We start from the raw sequence: 21,923 nt of genomic DNA, 5'->3' as shown, positions 1-21,923 counted from the left end.
TGTTTGACGCTCATCATCCCCTCCCTCCTGTCCGAAATTAGCATTTTCCCAGACAGGGTAACTTTTGGGTTCGGGAGGGTCAAAATTCACTGCAACTTCCGGGTCAAATTTGCCTGCAACTTTACAGTCAATAATTAGTCGTCACATAAATAGCTTTCAAAGCCACAAGGAAGTCGTAGACATGTTGACACTTAGCTGTATCTGGCTGAAAAACTTCCACTGGATGTAACGATAGCTTGTGCGTTCTACATAATGACATGCAAATAGATAAAAGCTGCCGTGGTTTGAAGTACTTAAGGCGCTCATATTGGTAGTAAGTGATTACAGGCAACCTCTTCTCTTGCGTATAGTTCCAGATTTTATCCAGGCATTTCAATGCCCAGCCTTGCCATGTCGGATACCCAACGAGTCTAGAAACACCAGCTCCAAAAAAAACAACAAATTTATCCCCTTTTGCTTTGTCAATTAGATCTTGCGGTGGGGGTGGTAACTCTAATATATCTGTCATACAGAAAGTTCCCCTCGGAAGGCTTTGGAGAGGATGGATTGGGAAAGCTTGTTTATGCGGGCGTGGGCGGCGAAACACACAAGAGCGGTAAAATCTTTTTCTAGTGTTATGGCTTCTGATGGATTTGGCATATTCATGAATGGTTATCGTAAACTTGAAAGTTCATAAAAATTCCTCCAACACTTTCCGCCGGGACACGTTTTCCAAATACTGGCAGACTAAATTCTTTGATTTGAATTTCATAGTTCTATCCCCTTGGGAGTTGGTGATTTTGTAGCAATTTAACAGCCTCTTCTGGCTTACACCATATAAGAATTTGTGCCAAGTTGGCTTGAGCCAAGCAAACAGATATTTCTTTCCTCACATCATCACCTAGACTGGAAAACAATGCCACAGAGGCAGTGTTGAAGTGATGCTTTTCAGTTGTGGTAAAATCAGGTCCACCAAGACGAATATCAAATCCGTAAGATGCTGCGGATATTGTTTCTCGTCTTTCCATAGATATTCCAAGTTTGTCAAAAAGTTTATCTCGGATAAGTTTTATGGCTAAAATCTCAGGCAGTAGAGGAATTTGCCAACCATCTTGAAATTCATACCACCGTTGAACGATGGCTATAATATCCCTTGGCGTTAAATAATCTATCCAGCCTTCATATCTATATAAAAATTTAGGCCCTTCTTTTTTCAAAAGCTCAAATTTCGCGGCGTTGGAAACAGGCAATTCAATAACCTTCCCATGGAGTTTTGCTGCCATATCACGCCATTCATAATCGGATTGGCCCATACCGTAACCGATGGGGATAATGTATTGGGTATTACATTTCCATAGGCTCAACAACAATCGCCATTGTTCGCTTTGATTGAGACCGCTACGCTCAAGGTCGTCTAAAACAACAATGCGCTGTTGCCCGACGACATCTAATTTTGTCGTAAACATTGCCATTACCGTATAAATAATTTTCCACCGAGCTGAAATTAATAATATGGCAAAAAACAAAGTAAGCGCAATTGACAAAATTGTCAGATTGGAACTCAAAAGTGCTTGAGTTATGCCAGACAGATAACTCGCAAGTAAGAGTGCCAGCAGTAGTACGAAGGCGGATAATCGTTTTCGGGGTGGAATCGTATGCAGTAGAGCTTCTTGAACAGTATGCACACCCCAAAATGAGCAATACTCAATATTAACACCATTCTTTGCAGATTTGTTCCGATAACTAAGCAGTTGAAATGTTTTGCCAGAGCCCCATTCACCCAATACAAAAATAATAGGAGTTTCTATATCGGTATCCTGGCTGGCATCCCCAAGCTCGCGTTCAAGGGCTTGTTCAAAGTCAGGGTTTAGTTTTGACGGTTTTGCTATCTCTGAGATGCCACGAATATACTCGGGTAGCCTAAAATCAAGCAATGAACATGCATGCGCTATCGTGCAGGCAAAGCTCATACAATAGTTCAAAAACCAGTCCATCTGGCGCATGGGTGGGCGATGACTATTTTCTTTCTCTGTGTTCATGCGTAATGCTTCCGCTAAAAATCAAATAAAATCCTTCATCTGTTCGCCTAGTTCATCCGCCATGATTTCGGCCTGCTTTAGGACGTTATCGGTGGCGGCGAGTTGCTCGTCTGGAGGATAACCGTATCGGTTGAGAATCCGTTTGACGTCGCGGCGGAGGCGGGCACGCACGCTGTCTTTCAGCGTCCAGTCTATTGTCGCATTGCCTCTGACGCTTTTCAGCACCTCGACAGCTATTATCGCCAACTTTTTATCACCCAGCACCTGTTTTGCGCTTTTGTTGTCAGCCAGTGCGTCGTAAAACGCCACTTCCTGTTCAGAGAGATTGAGCGCGTCGCCGCGCTTGTCCGATTCGCGCACATCCCGCGCAATGGTAATCAACTCCTCTATGACCTGTGCCGTGGTGAGCAAATTGTTCTGGTATTTCCTGATGGCATTTTCCAGCATCTCGGAAAATTTCTTGCTCTGCGTCAGGTTCTTTTTCATGCGCGCGCGCACAGCATCGTTCAGCAGTTTTTTGAGCAATTCCAGAGCCAGATTTTTATGCTCCATCGCCCGTATTTCAGCCAGGAACTCATCGGACAAAATGGAGATATCCGGCTTCTTGATGCCCGCCGCGTCGAACACGTCAATAATCCCTTCCGAAACCACGGCTTTGTCCACAATTTGCCGTATAGCCGTCTCAATTTCAACGTCCGTCTTGCCAGTTCCTGCGGGTTCAAATTTCGTCAGCCGGGCTTTTACCGCTTGGAAAAAGCCCACATCGTCGGCAATCTCCAGTGCTTTTTTATGGGGAACGGAGAGCGCAAATGATTGCGACAGAAGCACCACCTGCTTTATATACCTGTTCTTGCCGTCCTTAAGCCCAAGTATATGCTCCTGTGCCTCAAGGATAACCTGCAATTTCTGGCGCGTGTCGGCGGAAAAGTATTTCCGGTAGTCGAACCCATCATACATCTGCTCGACTATTTCCATTTTCTCAAGCAGGACTTTTACCGCTTCTTCCTGGTCAAGTGTTGGCTTGCCCTTGCCGCCATTCTCCGTGTAGTTGCTCAGCGCGGATTTAAGATCAGTAGCTATGCCGATATAATCCACAATCAAACCGCCGGGCTTATCCTTGAAAACGCGGTTTACGCGCGCTATGGCCTGCATCAGGGTATGCCCGCGCATTGGCTTGTCCAGATACATGGTATGCAGACAAGGCACATCAAAACCGGTCAGCCACATATCGCGCACAATAACCAGCTTCAGCTCATCGTTTACATTTTTGAACCGTTCACTGATAGCTTTGCGGTCCTGTTTGGTGGTGCTGTGTTTTTGCCAGCTTTCCGGGTCGGACGAGGAAGATGTCATCACAACTTTTATTGAGCCCTTCTTTAAGTCCTTATCCTGCCAGTCGGGCCGCAGTTTGATAATCTGCTCGTAAAGCTCAACGGCAATCCTGCGGCTCATGCAGACAATCATACCCTTGCCGTCCATTGCATTTCGCCGCTTCTCAAAATGATCCACCATGTCCGCCGCAAGCACACGCAGCCGGTCTTGATGTCCCACAATCGCTTCCAGCTGCGCCCATTTGGCCTTGGCGCGGTCGGTGGCGGTAGTTTCCTCGCCTTCGGTAACTGTCGCCACATCCGCATCCAACGTGGCGGCTTGCTCCGGTTTCAAATGCACTTTGGCAAGACGCGATTCATAATAGATTTTAACCGTTGCGCCGTCTTCCACCGCCCGCGAAATATCATACACGGATACATAATCGCCGAAAACAGCGCGTGTGTTCGCGTCCTCTTTCTCTATCGGCGTGCCGGTGAATCCGATAAACGAGGCATGAGGCAAAGCGTCCCGCATATACTTGGCAAAGCCGTAAGTCGTGCGCGCGCCGGAGCCGTCCTTTTCATAAACCGTCTTTGCGCCAAAGCCGTACTGGCTGCGGTGCGCCTCGTCGGCTATGACAACAATATTTTTCCGGTCGGAGAGCATGTCAAAAACCGCCGCCTCGCCTTCCGGGAAAAACTTTTGAATGGTGGTAAACACAATCCCGCCGCCTGCAACATGCAGAAGCTCTTTCAAATGCTCCCGGCTTTGGGATTGCACCGGGTCTTGGCGCAAAAGCTGCTTGCAGCCCGCGAATGTGTCAAAAAGCTGGTCGTCCAAATCGTTGCGGTCGGTGAGAACCACGATTGTCGGGTTATCCAGTTGCAGCACCGTCTTTCCGGCGTAGAACACCATTGAAAGCGATTTCCCGCTTCCCTGCGTGTGCCAGACCACCCCGGCCCTGCGGTTGCCATGCTCGGCGGTGGCTTTCAAAGTCTCCGCGACGGCTTTGTTGACGGCGTAATACTGATGATACGCGGCAATTTTTTTGACGACGACAACCGAAGCCAGCCCCGTGGTGGGGTCGTCCTTTCTGGTTTTTTCAAACACGGTAAAATGGCGGATAAGGTCCAGCAAAACCCGCTTGCTGAACATGCCTTTGATTAGAGTTTCAATTTGCGGGACTGTTTTCCTGTCCTCTTTGATGCCGTCGCTGGTTTTCCATGCCATGAACCGCGAGAAGTCTGATGATATGGTCCCGGCTTTAGCGTCCAGTCCGTCGGAAGCCGCCAGCGCGGCGTTGTAATAGAAAAGCGATGGTATGGCAGCCTTGTAATTTTGAAGCTGTGTAAACGCCTTTGCGACGGTGGCGTTTTCGTCCGCGGCATTTTTAAGCTCAATAACAAACAGCGGCATGCCGTTAACAAACAGCACCACATCAGGCCGTTTGGTTATATTGTTTTCCGTGACGGTGAACTGATTGCAAACCAAAAACTCGTTATTCTCCGGTGTGGAAAAATCAACCAACTGGACTTTTTCGCCCTTGATTCCGTCCGCGCCCATTACCTCAACCTCTATGCCCTCGGTAAGCATCCGGTGGAACGCTTCGTTATTATCAATCAAATTCTGGCTGGGCAGGTTCAATGCTTGCCGTAGCGCCTGTTCTTTGGCTTCTTCGGAAAGGGAATGATTAAGCCTGTCAATTGCTTCTTGCAGCCGGTTCTTGAGGACAACTTCGCCAAGCCCGGCGCGTTCTTTCTCCTGCTTCTCCGGCGCAAGATACTCAAACCCCTGATTTTGCAGGAACTCAATAACCAATTTCTCGATGTCGGATTCAAATATGCTGGTCATACGTTTTTATCCGAACGCTTATATCAGGATACGCGAGTGAAAGACATGCAAAAACGCTGTTTACTATTTCTACCGCATCATTAGTTACACTTGGCAAAAAACTTAATTCCCCATGAGGGATACAATGAAGCCGATGAGTTGGATTCATGCATGTTTGGTACTGGGATTCTCGTACAGCCGCCCAATTGCCATGAATAAAACCGGAAGTGTAGGCATAATATTTACGATACACATCTTTAAGTCCAGCTTCTTCCGCCATTTGGCGCAAATCGCCCGAATCCCAATGTCCGAGATTTATTGGGACAAATTCACCAAAAAAATCTTCACCTGCAATGTATTCCATCACATCCAATTCAATGGAGTTCATTGTTGTTTTCAGTTCTTTTGCTGTCAAATGAACCAACTTGGCTTGTCCATAGCCATGTGCCCTATAAACTCCCCATATATCCGGCTTGTCCTTTTCGTTTTTGAGTAAATATGCGAAAGTTATGTATACCTCAACAAGCGCACGTAATCCGAGGCGACCGAGAATGCCGGAGTTTGCACCATAACAAACAATTTCGCTAAACATAGACAATGCATATAATGATAATCCGAAAGCAGCGTCATGTCTGGCATCGAGCACTGAAGATTTCTTAGTCTTGAGGAAATGTTCAAACAACTTTCTCCGTAAGAGTTCGTTTTCCTCGAAGTAATTGTTTTTCGTATGTTCATAATCAGTGAAAAGGTGTTTTTTGCGGTCTTCAATTTTTTTGAATAAATCAACATCTTTACCATGCTGTGTGTGTTCAAAACAATAATCCCAGAAGTATGGCGCCCAAATAAAGGTGTTATGGGAATTTGCTTCCAGGGTGGCTTCTGTGCTTCTAATAAATGGCCGAACACTGGTCATGTCTCCTAAATTAGGGTATTTCAGGAGTTCCTCTACTCTACCAGCCATATCTTTATGAAAACGCATTTTTCCGCCAAAGACCATACACAAAAACCTTATCCACCTACAATCCGTCGCTTCTTGAGTCTGATGAGCCGATGCTAACGCAACGCCCATTCCCAACTGTTTCCAGTCCTTGTCGGGTATTGGTTCAGGCAAAACTTTTTTCCAATCAGCAAAACCGGGCAACTGTGGGAATAATAGCATTGGACGCAATATGTCATTTATCACAGATGAATAACTGGTAAAGTGCTTTATAAATAATCTTCGTTTATCACTCGGTAACTGTGCAATACCTGTAATGCTGACATCAAAACAATCTGGATGTTTATCCACGAACTTTGCAATATATCGAAAAAACTCCAAAGCATCTGTTCTTTGAATATTTCCTATCACAAGAACAGCCCAAAGCATTTCCGGCAAACGGTCATTGCGCCATGAATTAATTTTTAATTTCGGAATTTTAAGCAACGGTGGAGTTAAAACTTTCTTGTTCCGTTCATGTTTGCTTAATGGCGTTTCATTTTTTCTAAAGCTATTACTTTGCATTGCTAACTCGCAATTCGCCTTTCATGAGTTTGGGTAAAAGCGTGTCGCGTAGGGTGGAAAGGGTTTGGATTTGGGCTGTGTTGTTGTGCATGGATTCAAGAAATGGGGTTGCGATTTTTTCAAAGTAAATTATTTGGTCTTTTGTTGGTATTCGTACTTTATGCGCGTGGAATGTTTCTGTCGTTATCGTGTCAAAAATGCTCCCGTAGGCGGCAGATTTCAGTTCTGCCACGACAAATGCAATCAAAAAGTAGGTAAAAAAATAGCAGTTGCTACTCAGGGGCAATATACCGTAGTTTGATTGGCTGGATGCCATGGGGGACGATAGAATGCAATAATTGCCCACCGTACCACGCGCCGAGATGACCGTTGAATATTTTGGCAATAATTTTGCAGAGCAATTTGCCAAACCTAAATCTGATATGGTTTTTTCTGTGTGAAAAATGAAGTTTTTATGATTTGCGGTAATATCCTTTGCCGAAAGCCAAGGAACGCTTCCATTCCAATATTCCAAAACATCTGTTTTTGGGGTGCCACCGCCAGTCAATACAATCAAATCTAAAAGAGAGCCTTCTTTCCATTTTGGGTTTACATCTCCCACAAACATCTTTTGCCAAATAGTGGCGACCATGGCTTCCAGCGTTTTGTTTTGATCGCGCAAAAGCTCTATCTTGTCATCCAGCGAAGACAACACCCCCGCAATCGCCCGCTGTTCTGGAAGTGGTGGGACAACAATTGGTACCCGTGAAAGCAATTCGGTGTTTATAGAAGGCATTGTCGCACCAACGGCAACTTTGCGTACAAATTCCTTAATAGCCTCTTGTGTCATCCAATAAAAAGTATAGCGGTCATGCAAAGAAGCCGATGATCGAACCCTGAGTAACCGCCCCGAAAACATCCAACCATCTTCTTTTGCGGATACATATCCACATCTATCGACAGAACCTACCCGGCTAAAAACGAGGTCCCCTTTTTTTAAAGAGTATTTTTTCAATCTAGCGTTATCATCAACAGAAACCATTGGAGTATCTGCTGTGTGCGTAATAGAATTGTTAATCAGATTTTCCACCGTAATAATAGGTATACCATCGCTGACATAGTCTTCATTATGCAATTGGCTTCCGAACGGACCAGTCTGGACCTCCGCCACCGCCCCCAGTGTCGTTTCTTTCCAGCCTTTTGGAATTTTTCGTTCTTGCTTTGGCATTATTGCTCTTTTTCTGGCAACGCTTTTTTGGCGGACTGTTTCAGGCGTTTTTTTGATTCCTTGATGTTGTCAGGGGTGGGCAAGCGTTCTGGCATGGTGCCGCCCAAATCTTTGATAGTCTGGCGGACCTTCTTGCCAACATCGTAATGCGCGTTGATGGCTTTGGCTTGGCCGGAAATGTTTTCCCTTCTCAATTTGGCTTCGGTTTGCGTTGCGCGGAAAAGATTAGCGGCCAATTCTTCGCTGCCCATGTGGTCGAGTATTGCTTCCTTCGGAGTGAGCTTTTTGCGCGAGTGGATATCTTTTTGCCGCAGACCGCCATAAAGGCCCATATAGCCATAATCCTGAAAATTGGCATAATTGCTTACTCCCGCATTCTTTGCGGCTTTGGCGAGGTTTTTGTTATGCTCCTTCATCTCGTCACGCAGGAGGACGCGCTTGCTGTCTTCTATTTGCAATTCGTGCATTTCCTGCCGTCGTGTTTGAATCGCAAAGTAAGTTTGGGCAAGGGCTATCTCTTCCTTGCGCGGGTCGCCGTTCTGGGCGATAAGGTAGCAGGCATAGCGGGAGAGGTTGTAGTTTTTAATTTCGCGGTGCGCTTCCTGCGGCGTGCCCGTCGCGATGGTTATCATTTCGCCCACCTCGGCGAAATGATGCGTAACATTCTGCCCGCTATTGGTGCAGGCCTCTTTGGCGCGTTCGATTGCTGGCAAAAATTTGCCGTATTCCGTATAACCTAGCAGTTTGCATAAATCGCGCGCGCTCCAAAACTCCTGCCCGTATTCGTTTATTTTCTTGATTTGCTCGAAAATATTAATTGAACTGTTCATGGACTACCTCTTTTGAATATCACGAATTGTGATATCCTTAAATTGAACCGCCGAGTTTTCCTCGGTAGTTGCGAACGGCTTCTTAATCCAGCTTGATGCCAATACTGGAAAGCTGTTTTTTTATCTCATCGTTCAGCTTTTTTTCCTGCGACATCTGCTCGGAAAGCTTCTTTGTAAGCGTGGCGATTTTGGTTTCAAACGGGATGCCGTCGTCCACTTCGTCCTCGATGCCGACATAGCGGCCCGGGGTCAGGACAAAACTATGCTTTTCGATATCGGCAAGCGTGGCGGATTTGCAGAAGCCTTTGATGTCTTTATATTTGCTGTTGCGCTTGCGCCATTCATGGTAGGTTCCGGCTATCGTAGCTATATCTTCCTCGCGGAAGCCCCGGTGGGTGCGGTCTTTCATGTAACCAACTTCGCTGGCGTCGATAAACAGCACTTCACCGGTGCGTTTGCGGTCGCCGTTGCCGGTACGCTTGCGGGAGATGAACCAGATGCACGCCGGAATGCCGGTGTTATAAAAAAGCTGCTTTGGCAGGGCCACTATGCAGTCCACAAGCTCGTTAGTTACAAGCGCCTTTCTTATTTCGCCCTCGCCGCTGGTCTGGCTGGAAAGCGAGCCGTTAGCCAGCACGCAAGCCATAACGCCGCGTGGGGAAAGGTGGTAAATCATGTGCTGGAGCCACGCATAGTTGGCATTTGAGGCAGGGGGCAGGCCATATTGCCAGCGCGAGTCCTTTTGCAAAAGCTGGCCGGACCAGTCGCTGTCGTTAAACGGCGGGTTGGCAAGGATAAAATCAGCTTTAAGGTCTTTGTGCTGGTCGTTCAAGAACGAGCCTTCGGTGTTCCATTTAACCTGCGAGCCGTCAATCCCGCGAATGGCAAGGTTCATGCGGCAGAGGCGGTAGGTTGTTTGATTGCTTTCTTGCCCGTAAATGGAGATGTCGTCGTGTTTACCTTTATGGTTTTCAATAAACTTTTCGCTCATTACAAACATTCCGCCGCTGCCGCAGCAGGGGTCAAACACGCGACCCTTGTATGGCTCTATCATCTCCACCATGACGCGGACTATGGACTCTGGTGTGTAGAACTGGCCGCCTTTTTTGCCTTCGGCGTTGGCGAACTCGCCAAGGAAATACTCATACACGCGGCCCAGAATGTCTTTACTCTTGGCGGCTTCATCTCCTATTGCAATATTGCCGACAAGGTCAATCAGCCCGCCAAGCGCGGCTTTGTCCAGATTGGGTCGGGCGTAAACCTTAGGCAGAATACCTTTGAGCGTGGGGTTTTCCTTTTCTATCGCTTCCATCGCGTTGTCAACATCTTTGCCGATGGATGGGAGCTTGGCATGGGCATGAAGATATGACCACCGCGCTATTTGCGGGACAAAAAAGACATTTTCCGCCTGATATTCATCCTTGTCCTCAGGGTTTGCGTCCGCAAATTCGCCCTTGCCGGTTTTTATTTTGCCGTAAAGTTCCTCGAACGAATCAGAAATATATTTCAAAAAGATAAGGCCAAGCACAATATGCTTATACTCGGCGGCGTCCATATTTTTGCGGAGCTTATCCGCCATTTTGAAAAGCTCTTTCTCAAACGGTTCAGACTTGGTGTCAGTTGCCATAAATATCCTCTACCCAATTGTAATAAAAATAGGCGGCTTTGACGTGAACTTCAGCTTAATAATTGCAGCTTAAAGAATGCGGGAGATACTTCAAAACATCTCCTGCTGGGCGGGGCCCAGCCATGCGAGCGCCATGACCTTGCGTTCTTCTGGCGGGCCGAAACGGGTGCAGTCGCATTCGTAGGTTTCTACTGCGGACAATCGCTTGGGACATTACGTATACAGAAGTCAATAGCTCAACGGATATCAAAAGTTCGCGTGGCAGAATGCTTAAAATTTCGCGGTCAGCGTGAATCTGTGGTTGTTGCCGAGTTCGCCCTGCGAGCTGTAGGCGTAATCAACCGTCAGCTTGCCGATTGCGAGACCGAAACCCGCGTTTAGGCCATTCATGTTGTCCGACGGGATGTTCGTGTTCGTCGCGTCTTTCTGATAGCCTGCGCGGAGCGTGAATGCGGCAATTAGGGCCGCTTCCGCACCGGCGGCGATGATGGTGCGGTTTTCTGGGATGTTGCGCTTGCAGTCGGCGGCTATCAGGACGGATTTTATCAGCGTTGATGCGCCGATTGCGGCGGTTGTCGGCAGGTCCTCGTCCATGCCGCCAAGCTTTCCCGATTTGCCGATATTGGTGATTGCCGCGCCGAGCTTGAATGCTTTGAAATCATAAATCGCGCCCGCGTCCAATCCCGCGCCGGTGCCGGATTCATCCTCTATCTTGTTGCGAACCGCTTTTACCGCCGCGCCGAGCGACAGGTTCCCGAATGCTTTCGCGTATGCGAGTTGCAGCGCGCCGTCGTAGGCGGTGAAATTTGATGTCAGGTTGCCAGATGTGTCCCGGCCCTCAAGGTCGCCGTAATGCACGTATGTGAGCCCATACGCCAGTCTTCCGCCGAAAGCGTCGTGAGCGAGCACGATATTTTCCAGCTTGTTTTCCTGGGCAAGCTCCACATGCGAGGCGGAAAGCTCCGCGCCGGTCCCGGCCATGCCCGCCGGGTTGATGTACATCGCCGTCGCACCGCCGGCGACAGCGGTCGCCGCGCCGGCCATGCCCTGCTCGCGCGCGCCTGGGGCGATTTTCAGAAACGCGGAGCCAGCCGTGCCGGCATGCGCCGCCTGCGAGAGCGCGGAGGCAACCATCAGTGCTATTGATAATTTGCGCATACAGTTACCTCACTATCGCGAACTTCTTTTTGGCTTTGACGGTCTCGCCGGCTTTGTGCGCTTCAATCACCGCCGTGTACACGCCGGAGCCCGCGCCGGACATGTTCCACTCGTACTCGTATGCGTATTCCGGCAAAAGCACATTCGGCCCGCCGTCCATGTGGCCGCTGTGGCGCAACTGTCCGGACACGTCGTAGATGCGAATGTCCGCGCCGTCGCCCACGCCGCATTCAAGATGCAGTTTCGGCGTGTTGCCGTTCTTGGCGGGGTTGGGATACACATAAAACTGCCGGAACGCGAATGCGTTGCTGGCCAGCGGGTTGACGCCCTGCACCATCGGCTGATACAGCGAGAGATGGCTTGTTTTCGCCTCAAGCCTGCCGTTTTTAAGTTCGGCCTCGGACAGAATCCACGAGCCGGAACCCTCATCCCAGTTATACAGCGCGAGGTCGCGCTCCGTCTTGCCGTAGGGGATTTGCGTCCGGTCAAACGGCACGGTCAATGCGGCGGGCGAGGCGAGCTTCATGCCCTCCGGCCCGAAGTTCAGCGCCGGGCCGACCGGCATTATCAGCGCCCTGGCTTCGCTTTGCATCATTTGCCGCGATATTTCTTCCGTTACGGCGGCGGTGGCGATTGTGATGAATGCATCCTCCGCCATAGCGCCGGGCGCAATGTCTACCGCCGCGCGGTTGGACGATTCCACCCGCCCGCCCCATTCCGCGGGCAGCGGCAGCCCGGCGTTCGGGTCAGCGGCGCCGGCGTATGAAACCGCCACCGCGCCGCGCGTTCCGCCTTTTGCCGCGCCGGAGAGTATGATAACCCCTCCCGAACCGTAGCTTGCGCCGTTTGAGCTTTGCAATCCGCCCGAAACCTCGCGCACCGCCGTCAGCATATGCGAGCCGGTCGCCGCGCTGTCGGGGATAATGCCGCGTATCTGAACATCCGTCCACGCGCTTAGCGAACAGACAGTTGTCGCGTCCAGCATTACGCGGGTGGCGGGCTTGCCGTTGATTTGCGCGCCGTTGTAGGGGCCGAAGCCGGTTCCCGTCAGCACAAACGATGTGCCGCTGCCGTTTGTGGCCAGCGTCAGCGCGGTTATCGTTGGCGATATGACGCCTATGGACAATTCCTGCGATTGCGCCGCACCGCCTGACGCCAGCCGCTTCACCGCGACCGGGTACTGCCCCGTCGTGAAATAAGTCAGCGAACCCTGGATTTTTGTATCCGTCCACAGGCTTAGCGGCTGTGTCGCGCCGTTTATCAGCACCGCCGTATTCGCGCCGGAGTAATTGCCAAAGCCCGAACCCGTCAGCACAAACGGCGCGCCAACCGGCGCGGTGGACGGCGACACGGAATTCAACTGCGGCAGAATTACGCCGAAATATGCGGTGGCCGACGCCTGCAACCCGCCGCCTGATGCGGCACGCTCCACCACAAGCTCGTAATCGCCCGCGGCGAGGCTGCCGGGAACCGTGCCCTGAATCGTCGTCCCGTTCCAGAGGCTCAGCGGCGCGACAACGCCTCCGATTTTTACGCGCGTGTTGGAGCCGTTATATGCTCCGAAATTCGCGCCGACAAGCGTGAACGGCATCCCTATCGGCCCCGTGGAGGGCGAGACGCTTTGCAGCGTCGGCACGGTGATTTCAAAATACGACGTCGCGCTGCGGATGACATAGCCGCCGGACGCGCGTTCCACAACCACCGGCTGCGGCCCGGCGGGCAACAGTCCGGGAACAGTGCCTTGTATCGTCGTCCCGTTCCAGAGCGAGAGCGGGCATGTCGTCCCGCCTATCAGCACGCGGGTATTCGCGCCGTTATACGAACCGAAATTCTCGCCGACTATGGTGAACACGCTGCCTATCGGCCCGGCGACCGGCGTCAGCGTGCTTACATTGATGCCGGCCACCGCAAAGCTCAGCGGCGCGGATTCCGCCACGCCGCCGTCGGACGTTGTCCGCCGCACGACGACCGGATAGCTCCCGGAATACAGCGCGCCGGGAACGGTTCCCTGTATCGTCGTGCTGTTCCATAATGAAAGCTGCGCGGTAACGCCGCCTATCAGCACCGTCGTGTAGCTGCCGCTGTAGCTGCCGAAATTGTCGCCGGTAATCGTAAACGGCTGGCCGATGGGACCGCTGGACGGCGTCACCGAATATGCGACCGGCGCGACGATATTGAGATACATCGTGGCCGACGCCGCAAGCCCGCCGTCGGCGGTACGCCGGCTGACAACCACCGGCTGAGCGCCGGCGGCGATATTGGGTATGACGCCCTGTATCGTCGTGCCGTTCCAGAGCGAAAGCTGGGCCGTTACGCCGCCTATCAGCACCGTTGTGTAGCTGCCGCTGTAGCTGCCGAAATTGCCGCCGGTAATCGTAAACGGCTGTCCTATCGGCGCGGTGGAGGGCGTCAGCGAATACACTTCCAATCCGGCTACCGTTATTGACGGCGCAACAGCGCGCGCAACCATGCCGTCCGCAACCGCGCGTTCAACCACCACGCTCCGGGCGCCGGAAGCCAGCGCTCCGGGAATTGTGCCTTGTATCGTCGTGCCGTTCCACAGCGAAAGCTGCGCCGTTACGCCGCCTATCAGCACGCGGGTATAACTTCCCGCATATGCGCCGAAACCGCTGCCCGTTATGATAAATGTCTGCCCTATCGGCGCGGTGGAGGGCGTTATCCCGGCCACCGCCGGCGTGGTAACCGTGAAATAATAGGTGTTGGTCGCCACCAGTCCGCCACCGCTGGCGATTTCTATGACGACCGGATACTGCCCCGCTTCAAGCCCGGGGATGGTTCCCTGCACCGTCGTCCCGTTCCACAGCGAAAGCGGAGCCAGTTTATCGCCGACGCGCACCTGAGTGTTCGCGCCCGCATAAGGCCCGAAATCATGGCCGGTCAGCGTGAATGCCGTGCCTATCGGCCCGTTGTCCGGCGCAAGCCCCGTGATGGCAGGCTCGGTTACCGTAAACGACGCGGTGGACGAGCGCACCAGTCCGCCGTCGGACGCGGCGCGCTCCACCGCCACCGCATAGCTTCCGGCGGCAAGCGTCCCCGGAATGCGGCCCTGTATCTTCCCGTCGTTCCACAAAGACAGCGCGGCGGTGGTCCCGCCCACCAGCACGCGGGTATAGCTGCCCGCATAGCTGCCGAACCCGGAACCGGATATCGTAAACGGCATCCCTATCGGCCCCGAAGAGGGCGACACCGAATCAAGCCGCGGCGCAACAACAGTGAAGGCGACCGTGCCGGCAACCACGCTCCCGCCGTCCGAAGTGCGCCGCTCCAGCACAACCGGATAAGTCCCCGCGGAAAGCGCGCCCGGAATGGTCCCCTGCACGGTGGTCCCGTTCCACAAAGAAAGCGGGCATGTGGCCCCGCCAATCAAAACGCGCGTCAGCGAACCGGCATACTGCCCGAATTCCGCGCCGGCCAGAACAAAAGTCTGCCCTATCGGTCCCGACGACGGCGACACCCCGTACACGGAAGGCGTGGTAACGGTGAACGACACCGCATTGGAAACATCCGCGCTGCTGGTGTAAATCCGCTGGGCGACCACGGTATAAGTCCCCGCCGCAAGCGCGCCGGGAATGGTCCCCTGTATCGTCGTCCCGTTCCATAAAGAAAGCTGCGCCGTCGCCCCGCCTATCAGAACAACCGTCTTTGACCCGTTATACGCCCCAAACCCGCCGCCCGCCAGAGTAAACACCGTCCCTATAGGTCCCGATTGCGGCGAGAACGAAGCTATGGTCATACCGTAAGATTTGCCTGTTACTGTTGAAATGGCGGCGGCAAAATCCGTCGGAACTCCGGCGCGGTTTGCCGCCCTCACCCGTGCGAAATAAGTGGTGGCGGGCGCCAGACCCGCAAACGTAAATCCTTCATGCAGAACATCGGACGAACCGGCAACCGGCAGGAAATCCGGCGAAGTGGAAATATCCAGATGATACAAGGTATCGTACGGATTGCCGCCGGAGTCCCATGAAACCGAAGCCGTAACACTGGAAACACCCGTAAACAAAGCCGAAGCCGGCATTGCGGCCAGGGTGACAGTGGAGCCAATCGTGGCGAAAGCGCTGCGCATTCCTGCGCCGTTTATGGCCGCGGCTCTTGCCGTATACATCCTGTCCGGCAGGAGATTGTCCAGCGCCTCAGAGGAGCCGCTCACTGACGCCGAAGCCGCTATCCCGGAGAAATCCGGCGTCGTGGATGCCTGCACAAGGTACAAAGTCCGGGCCGGATTGCCGTTTGCATTCCATGCTATTGCGACGGAACCGGTCGCCACCTTTATAATCGGCGCGTCCGCCGCAGCCGGAGCATTCGCCAACGTGGTTACATGCGCCGCGTCGGAATAAGGCGACAGGCGGCCTTCCAAATCCCGCGGCTGTATCGACGCCGTGTAATCAACATCCGGCGCAAGGCCGGAGCAGGTGTACGAAGTTATATCGGCCGCAAAGCCGCTTTCCGACCCCGCATCGCCCGCTTGCGAGGAAACTTTTACCCTGTATTGCGCGCCCGGCAAATTGGCGCTGTTTATCCATTCCAGCAAAAACCCCGTGGCGGCAACCGACGAAACCGCAACACCGGACGGCTGCCTTGCATATGTAAAAAACACCGCCTTGTTGGACGGACCGGAGTAATTGCCTCTCGCATCGGCCATCCACACCTGCGCCTGGTGGGTGGCATTGCCCAGCAAATCGCCCAAAACGTAATACTGCGCTGCGCCGGGCTGAACCGTGGTGGATATAACCACGTTCGCCGCGCCGGCCTGCGGCGCCGCCGCCGTGTCAGTGGAGCGGAACACCGCTATTTTCCCGTTGTAAATGGCGCCGGCAGCACCGTCCTCGCCGGAAGCCGTCCAGCGCAACGCAACGCCCCCGGCGGACACATCCGCCGACAAATCCGCCACTGCGGAAGGCGGCATATCCAGCAAAGAAGCATTGAAGGTTATTGCATAATCCGGGGCGGCTTCCGTCACATAATCCAGTATATGCAGCCGGTAAACATACGAGAGCGAGGCCTTGTCAAAATGCCTGCTTACCCATATGTCGCGGGGATTGATCACGCTTCCGTTTGCGCGCATGGCGGAGGCTATATCGGCCTGCCCGCCCGCCGGCGCCGGCACCGATGCGTGAATCCAGACGCCGGTTGAAACGCCGGCGTCATAGACCAGATGCAGCACCGCATTGGAACCGGAAAGCGTCCCGTTCAGATGCGCCGGCACGTTGGTCACGGGCGAAAGGCCTGCGCGGTCCGATTCCATCACATATTCCGGTTGGATATCCTGGCCGGAGGCAAGCAGAATTTCCATCTGTTCGCGCGGCGTTGTTTTGTTTATCAGAAAATCAAATTGCGAATCCCGCCCCGGCATGTCTGCGAGAACGTCCTTGATAAGCGTGTAGGTGCTGGCGCTGTCTATCAGCGAGGTCAGCGCCCCACCCAGCGCGGCGCTGTGTGTGAAGCTTGCGCCGAAACTGGTGAACCTGCCGGAAAGGGAGGCGACCATGCTCCACGCCGCCATTGCGCTGACATTCGGCGCGATATTGCCGAAGTTGATTTTGAGCGTCTTGTCCGCCGGCTGGCCGCCGGGCAGCCAGGCATTTGCAATCATGAAATTCACCGGCAGTCCCTGCTTGGAATCCATTATGACCGGCTGCGCCGAATCTATGCTGAAATTCACCGCCGTGCCGGACCCCGCGTTCACCGCCCGCACCCCCAGATAGAACGGAACTGTGGATTCGGCGACCTCCGGCGTCAGCGGTTCGTCGCCGAATACCTCGAACGGAAGCACATACTCCAGCCGTATAAGCGGCTGCGGCTTGACCGTGATTATAACCGGGAAAGTGGTGGTAACCCGCGCGACGCCGCCGGTGTTGTATGTCATCTGCGCCTTTACATTGTATTTTGCCCCGCCTGCCGCCCCGCCGCCCGCCCCTGGCGAAGGCACTATCAGCCACTGCACCGCCGCGCTGGCCGACGGCTGCACCAGCCCCGTCCCGTCCACCGCGCCCACTCCCTGCAAATCCGTAACCCGGGAATAAAACAGCGAGTCCGCCGCGTTGCCATCCGCATCGGTTATGGCGACATCTATGCGCAGATTGCTCAGCGGCAGATCGCCAAGACTGTTGGTCAGCGTCAGCTTGGCTATGAAGCCTTCCCGTTCCAGCGCGGCCTCCTGGTTAAGCTGCAAATTCACTACCGCGCACACCGTCCCGGACACAGCGCTTCCCGGCCACGCCGGCAATGCCGCGCATGACAGCGCCAGCCATGCAGACAGCTTTAATATAGAGAATTTTTTATTTTCCATCCCCCGCTCCTGTGATTAATGGATAGCCAAGCGCATTCCACACCGCAGGGCCGCCGCTAAGCAGCTTCGCCCGAATCCCCGCCTTTGCCGCCGCCTCGCATGCCTGCTGAGTCCGCGACGGCTGCCTGTCCGCAAGCACAATCTCGCTCCCCTGCTGAACCGCAGGGAACGCCTTCAAAATCTCCTCAAGCGGCGCGTTGCGTGCGCCGGCTATATGCCCCGCCCGATATTCTATATCGGGCCGAGTATCCAGCACGGTTACGGCGGCGGGCGAAGATTTGATTATCGCATACAACTCCGCAGGCTGTATTGCGCCGCACACCGCCTTTTGCGCCGCCGCGCCGCTATCCCCTTCGACAGGATATCCGCGCGCTTTCCAGTCGGCATATCCTCCCTTGAGTACGCGGACCGACACGTAGCCCGCACGCTCCAGCAGGGCGGCGCAGTTTGCGCTCAGCGGACACCCCACTCCCGCGCAATAAACAACAATGTCCGCCGTTTTCGGCCATCCGGCGGCGGTTATTCGGTTGAACGGCGCGGATACCGCGCCTTTTATATGCCCCGCTCCGTAATCCGCCGGCGCACGCACATCGGCCACTACGGGGGTCGCCGCGCCGCCGGACATAACCGTCGAAAGCTCATCGCAGGAGATATACTTCACCTCCGCCGCGCGGGCAACCAAAACCGGCCCGACCAGCAACGTCGCCGCGGTGCTTATCAGCGCCGTATATTTTCTGCTATTTGTCATAATGTCGCCAATCCCTCTACTATTGCGATTACGCTGCTCCCCTCCACCAGCCGCCCCGCGCCGTCGTAGGAATAAACCAGCCTGTCGTCCGCGCTCCACACAAACCCCGACGGCGCCGCGGTGGAGCCGGAAACCGACAAAACCGCGCTCTCGCCCGCCGGAGCAACCCACTGGCCGGAGGAATTGAGGAAATACAGCAGCCGCCGCCCGTCCGGCGGGCGCACGACGGCGACGGTCTCTGTGTCGGAGGCGGGGATGGCCATGCCGGAGACGCCCATCAAAGCGCCGGGTGAGTACGGGTCGCTCCAGCCGCCCGCAACCGAGGCCGACGCCAGCAACCGCGCCGCCGAATACACCCGCGCCGACGATTCAAACGAATGCCGCCACGACCTGCCGATGTCGCCGGCGTCCTGGTTGTCGCTGAAGTAGAACACCCGGAAATCCACCGGCCCGGCGAAATTGGGGACATAGACCGCCGGATCGCCGCTGACGGAAACGCCGCCGGACGCCTCGTCGTAGCACCGCGGACAGTCCGACGGAGCCTCCGTGGAAGGCAACTGGCACGTCTCGGGAGTGATGGATTTGGGCAGAATCCGGGCGTGAAGATACGGCGCGGTCAACAGTACCGCGATGAATAAGCCAAACATATTGAACACCCTGTGTCTCACTAGAATGTCCCCTTTTAATTCTTCCTTAGTTGTTCACGTTGCTTCCTGTAAAGGATGTATACCATTCGAAACACCATTACACCTGGAAATGCAACTATCGCAAATGCCAAACTAATATTTGGCACGAGAGGCCAAAATAAACTCACAAAACCGTTAAGCATTATTGCAATTGACATAAGAATTGCGATTTTGAAACAAATGCTATCTGCTTCTGAAATGACAGATTCGCTTATTGTTCCAAAAAATAGTTTTTCCAAGGCTACCACTTTTCTAAATCTAGTATTCAATTTACCACTAAAAAGCCCTTCCTTAAACATCAAGGCATAAATCATTACACCGTAACCAAATATAATGCTCATAAAATTTTCATTTTCTATCAGTTTACCCAGCATTTATACTCCTCCTTGATTTACCATAACTGCTTGATATATTGGGCAGGAAAACCTACTCCGAGCCCAATACCAAATGAAATTCCTGAAATATATCTGAATAGAAACTTCGTTTTATCTGGTTTTGAACGCAACGTGAATTGAACACCTCCATATCTGCCAAGCCCGAAAGCAAGCATTCCGGCATTGCACCCCTCCCCTCCTATATTTTCAAATCCTACACTTACACCCATATCTATAAAAGAACCAACCGCAATTTCCGTTGCCACAGGATTTGCTGCAATAGACTCTTTGTTCAAATTATATGTCGAACTAAAATTGGGGCCAAATGCAACCGGTCCGGGTATAACTGGCAAATGAAGTCCTGCATTAAAAACTATGTCAGTCAACCCATACGAATCTTTGGATTTTATGGGGGTGTTGTGAACATACGCATACAAATTAGTATCGCCGCCGTTGAAGCCTATGGGGTCTTTTTGGATGAATCTGCCGGTGTCGGGGGCGTAGTATCTTGCTCTGTAATAGAACAGGCCGGTTTCGGCGTCCCATTCCCGGGCGGTGTAGCTGTATAGGCTGCCCGTCTGCGACCAACTGCTGGTGCTGCCGGTTACCTCGTTTCTGAACACGGGCTTGCCGTACGCCTGGTATTGCACGCGCTCTGCGATGTTCCCCGTCTGGTCGGCGATGGCGATTATGCTGCCAAGGCCGTCCGCCAGCAAATAATAATCGCTTGCTCCCTTGCGCAACATCAGCGGCTCATCCGTGCCGGGGCCGTGCGTATACAGGCTTTTCAACGCGCCGGCGGCGTCGGTTACAAATGCGATGTCCTCGCCGTCGTAGATGTAGTGCTGCGCCCGGATTGTCTCGCCGTTGTGCGTTATCGTTTTTGCGATTCTCCGGCCTGTCGCGTCGTAACGGAGCGTCTCGCTGTAGCCCGACGGCAGGTTTACTTGCGTAAGGCGGTTCTGCGCGTCGTAGATGTATGCGGTCTGCGCGTTGTCCGATGTGCGCGTTTTTGTTGTCAGGTTGCCGTTGTTGTCGTAATTGTAGGTATAGAGCGAATCGCTGTTTAGTCGGTTCGCAGCGTCATAGACGTAACCGGCGCGTACCGCGTCCTGCACGCGGTTGCCCACCGCGTCGTAGGCGAAGGTCTCGGACTGCACGCTCAGCGCGCCGCTGGACGGGTGGACCGCGCTTGTCAGGCGGTGCAAATCATCGTAGCCGAAATTGTGGCTACCGAAATCGTCAGCCATGGTCGCGCGGTTGCCGGCAGTGTCGTATGTGTAGCCAACCTGCGCGATTACCGCGTTATCGGTTTTCCGGCGGTAGGTTATTCCGGTAAGCTGATTGGCGGCGTCGTAGACGTAATCCGCAGCGATTGCGGTTCCCATGTCCATGCGCGTGCGCCGTCCGGCCGCGTCGTAGGTAAACTGGAACTGCGTCCCGCCGGGGGCGGTTATCGTTACGGGGCGGTTCAGCGCGTCGTAACTGTAGCTCCATGTGTAGCCGGAGGCCGTCATCGCCAGCCGGTTCCCGGCGGCGTCGTATGTGTAGGTGAACGCGCCGCCCAGGTTTGCGGCTTTGTCCTGAGCGCTTGTTGCTGTTACCCGGCCCGCAGCGTCGTAGCCGAATTGCAGCTTTGTTTGCGGACCCTCCACCGTTGTCAGGTTACCCGCAAGGTCGTAAGCATAAGTTGTCTGCCCGTCGGGGGCGGTGGCGGATGTCAGACGGCCCAGAATATCGTAAGCGAATGCGAAACTGTTGCCGTTTGCGTCGGCCGCCGCGCTGATCCTTCCCGCCGCGTCGTAGCCGTAGCTCGCCGCATGGCTTAACGGATCGGTTACGGTTGCCAGCCTTCCCTGCGCGTCGTAGGCGAAGGCGGTGCCGTGGTTTGCCGCGTCGGTCAGCAGTGTCAGCCGCTTTGCGCCCGTCTCAAAACCGCCCGGCTCGTAGCCGTAGCGCGTTACGCCGCCGATGGCGTCGGTAACCGTGCCGGGCGTGTTGTCCGGGTTGTATGTAAAAGCCACCGCCTTGCCCGCCGGGTCGGTCATGCGCGTTACGCGGCCTATGATGTCATAGGCGAAAGCCGATCCCCGGTTCAGCGCGTCGGTTACGGATGTCGCGTTGCCGTAGCCGTCCCGCCCGATTGTTACAGCATGGCCCAGCGGGCCGGTTATCGCCAGCGGCAGTCCGCGCGCGTTGTTGGTTATATCGGTTGAATGCCCCGCCGCGTCGGTGATGCGCGACAGGTTGCCGTTCCCGTCGTACGAAAAATGCGCGGTGTTGCCCTTCGCGTCGGCGTAATAGCTGATGTTGCCGGACGAAGGGT

13 protein-coding genes are annotated in these 21,923 nt (G+C 53.8%); all 13 read right to left on the bottom strand.

Annotated features, from left to right (window positions below; genetic code table 11):
• Positions 1-127 precede the first annotated feature (127 nt).
• Positions 128-508, bottom strand: a complete 381-nt coding sequence (locus WC421_11090; GenBank protein MFA5162773.1) for a hypothetical protein — start codon at positions 506-508, stop codon at positions 128-130.
• A 247-nt stretch (positions 509-755) separates the two neighbouring features.
• Positions 756-2,018, bottom strand: coding sequence for a hypothetical protein (locus WC421_11085; GenBank protein MFA5162772.1), 1,263 nt, complete (start codon positions 2,016-2,018; stop codon positions 756-758).
• 21 nt (positions 2,019-2,039) lie between these two features.
• Positions 2,040-5,180, bottom strand: coding sequence for a type I restriction endonuclease subunit R (locus tag WC421_11080; protein ID MFA5162771.1), 3,141 nt, complete (start codon positions 5,178-5,180; stop codon positions 2,040-2,042).
• Positions 5,164-6,660, bottom strand: coding sequence for a DUF5677 domain-containing protein (locus WC421_11075; GenBank protein MFA5162770.1), 1,497 nt, complete (start codon positions 6,658-6,660; stop codon positions 5,164-5,166). Before WC421_11075 ends, WC421_11080 begins: the two co-directional genes overlap by 17 nt.
• Entirely contained in the window at positions 6,650-7,867 is a 1,218-nt protein-coding gene (locus WC421_11070; GenBank protein MFA5162769.1) for a restriction endonuclease subunit S, read from the bottom strand. Before WC421_11070 ends, WC421_11075 begins: the two co-directional genes overlap by 11 nt.
• Positions 7,867-8,697: a DNA damage-inducible protein D gene (dinD, locus tag WC421_11065; protein MFA5162768.1), complete on the bottom strand. Its 831-nt coding sequence runs from the start codon at positions 8,695-8,697 to the stop codon at positions 7,867-7,869. The genes WC421_11070 and dinD overlap by 1 nt, the downstream gene beginning before the upstream one ends.
• An 82-nt stretch (positions 8,698-8,779) precedes the next feature.
• Positions 8,780-10,324, bottom strand: a complete 1,545-nt coding sequence (locus WC421_11060; protein MFA5162767.1) for a class I SAM-dependent DNA methyltransferase — start codon at positions 10,322-10,324, stop codon at positions 8,780-8,782.
• 270 nt (positions 10,325-10,594) lie between these two features.
• Positions 10,595-11,482, bottom strand: a complete 888-nt coding sequence (locus tag WC421_11055; protein MFA5162766.1) for a PorV/PorQ family protein — start codon at positions 11,480-11,482, stop codon at positions 10,595-10,597.
• Positions 11,483-11,486: 4 nt separating this feature from the next.
• The gene (locus tag WC421_11050; protein ID MFA5162765.1) at positions 11,487-17,789 is read right to left on the bottom strand and encodes an IPT/TIG domain-containing protein; all 6,303 of its coding nucleotides are present in this window, start codon (positions 17,787-17,789) and stop codon (positions 11,487-11,489) included.
• Positions 17,779-18,537: a rhodanese-like domain-containing protein gene (locus tag WC421_11045; GenBank protein ID MFA5162764.1), complete on the bottom strand. Its 759-nt coding sequence runs from the start codon at positions 18,535-18,537 to the stop codon at positions 17,779-17,781. The genes WC421_11050 and WC421_11045 overlap by 11 nt, the downstream gene beginning before the upstream one ends.
• Positions 18,534-19,184, bottom strand: coding sequence for a hypothetical protein (locus WC421_11040; GenBank protein ID MFA5162763.1), 651 nt, complete (start codon positions 19,182-19,184; stop codon positions 18,534-18,536). The genes WC421_11045 and WC421_11040 overlap by 4 nt, the downstream gene beginning before the upstream one ends.
• 35 nt (positions 19,185-19,219) lie before the next feature.
• Positions 19,220-19,597, bottom strand: a complete 378-nt coding sequence (locus WC421_11035; GenBank protein ID MFA5162762.1) for a hypothetical protein — start codon at positions 19,595-19,597, stop codon at positions 19,220-19,222.
• A 17-nt stretch (positions 19,598-19,614) separates the two neighbouring features.
• On the bottom strand, positions 19,615-21,923 hold a 2,309-nt coding region (locus WC421_11030), incomplete at its 5' end, for an RHS repeat-associated core domain-containing protein (GenBank protein ID MFA5162761.1).

Source organism: Elusimicrobiales bacterium (genome assembly GCA_041651175.1).
Classification (GTDB): Bacteria; Elusimicrobiota; Elusimicrobia; order Elusimicrobiales; family Elusimicrobiaceae; genus JAQTYB01.
This window is presented reverse-complemented; position numbering and strand designations above follow the sequence as displayed.

Coding starts and splice junctions, on each gene's coding strand:
- WC421_11075 (MFA5162770.1), bottom strand. CDS start 6,660: ATGCAAAGTAATAGCTTTAGAAAAAATGAAACGCCATTAAGCAAACAT.
- WC421_11055 (MFA5162766.1), bottom strand. CDS start 11,482: ATGCGCAAATTATCAATAGCACTGATGGTTGCCTCCGCGCTCTCGCAG.
- WC421_11040 (MFA5162763.1), bottom strand. CDS start 19,184: ATGTTTGGCTTATTCATCGCGGTACTGTTGACCGCGCCGTATCTTCAC.
- WC421_11045 (MFA5162764.1), bottom strand. CDS start 18,537: ATGACAAATAGCAGAAAATATACGGCGCTGATAAGCACCGCGGCGACG.
- WC421_11070 (MFA5162769.1), bottom strand. CDS start 7,867: ATGCCAAAGCAAGAACGAAAAATTCCAAAAGGCTGGAAAGAAACGACA.
- WC421_11050 (MFA5162765.1), bottom strand. CDS start 17,789: ATGGAAAATAAAAAATTCTCTATATTAAAGCTGTCTGCATGGCTGGCG.
- WC421_11035 (MFA5162762.1), bottom strand. CDS start 19,597: ATGCTGGGTAAACTGATAGAAAATGAAAATTTTATGAGCATTATATTT.
- WC421_11090 (MFA5162773.1), bottom strand. CDS start 508: ATGACAGATATATTAGAGTTACCACCCCCACCGCAAGATCTAATTGAC.
- WC421_11060 (MFA5162767.1), bottom strand. CDS start 10,324: ATGGCAACTGACACCAAGTCTGAACCGTTTGAGAAAGAGCTTTTCAAA.
- dinD (MFA5162768.1), bottom strand. CDS start 8,697: ATGAACAGTTCAATTAATATTTTCGAGCAAATCAAGAAAATAAACGAA.
- WC421_11085 (MFA5162772.1), bottom strand. CDS start 2,018: ATGAACACAGAGAAAGAAAATAGTCATCGCCCACCCATGCGCCAGATG.
- WC421_11080 (MFA5162771.1), bottom strand. CDS start 5,180: ATGACCAGCATATTTGAATCCGACATCGAGAAATTGGTTATTGAGTTC.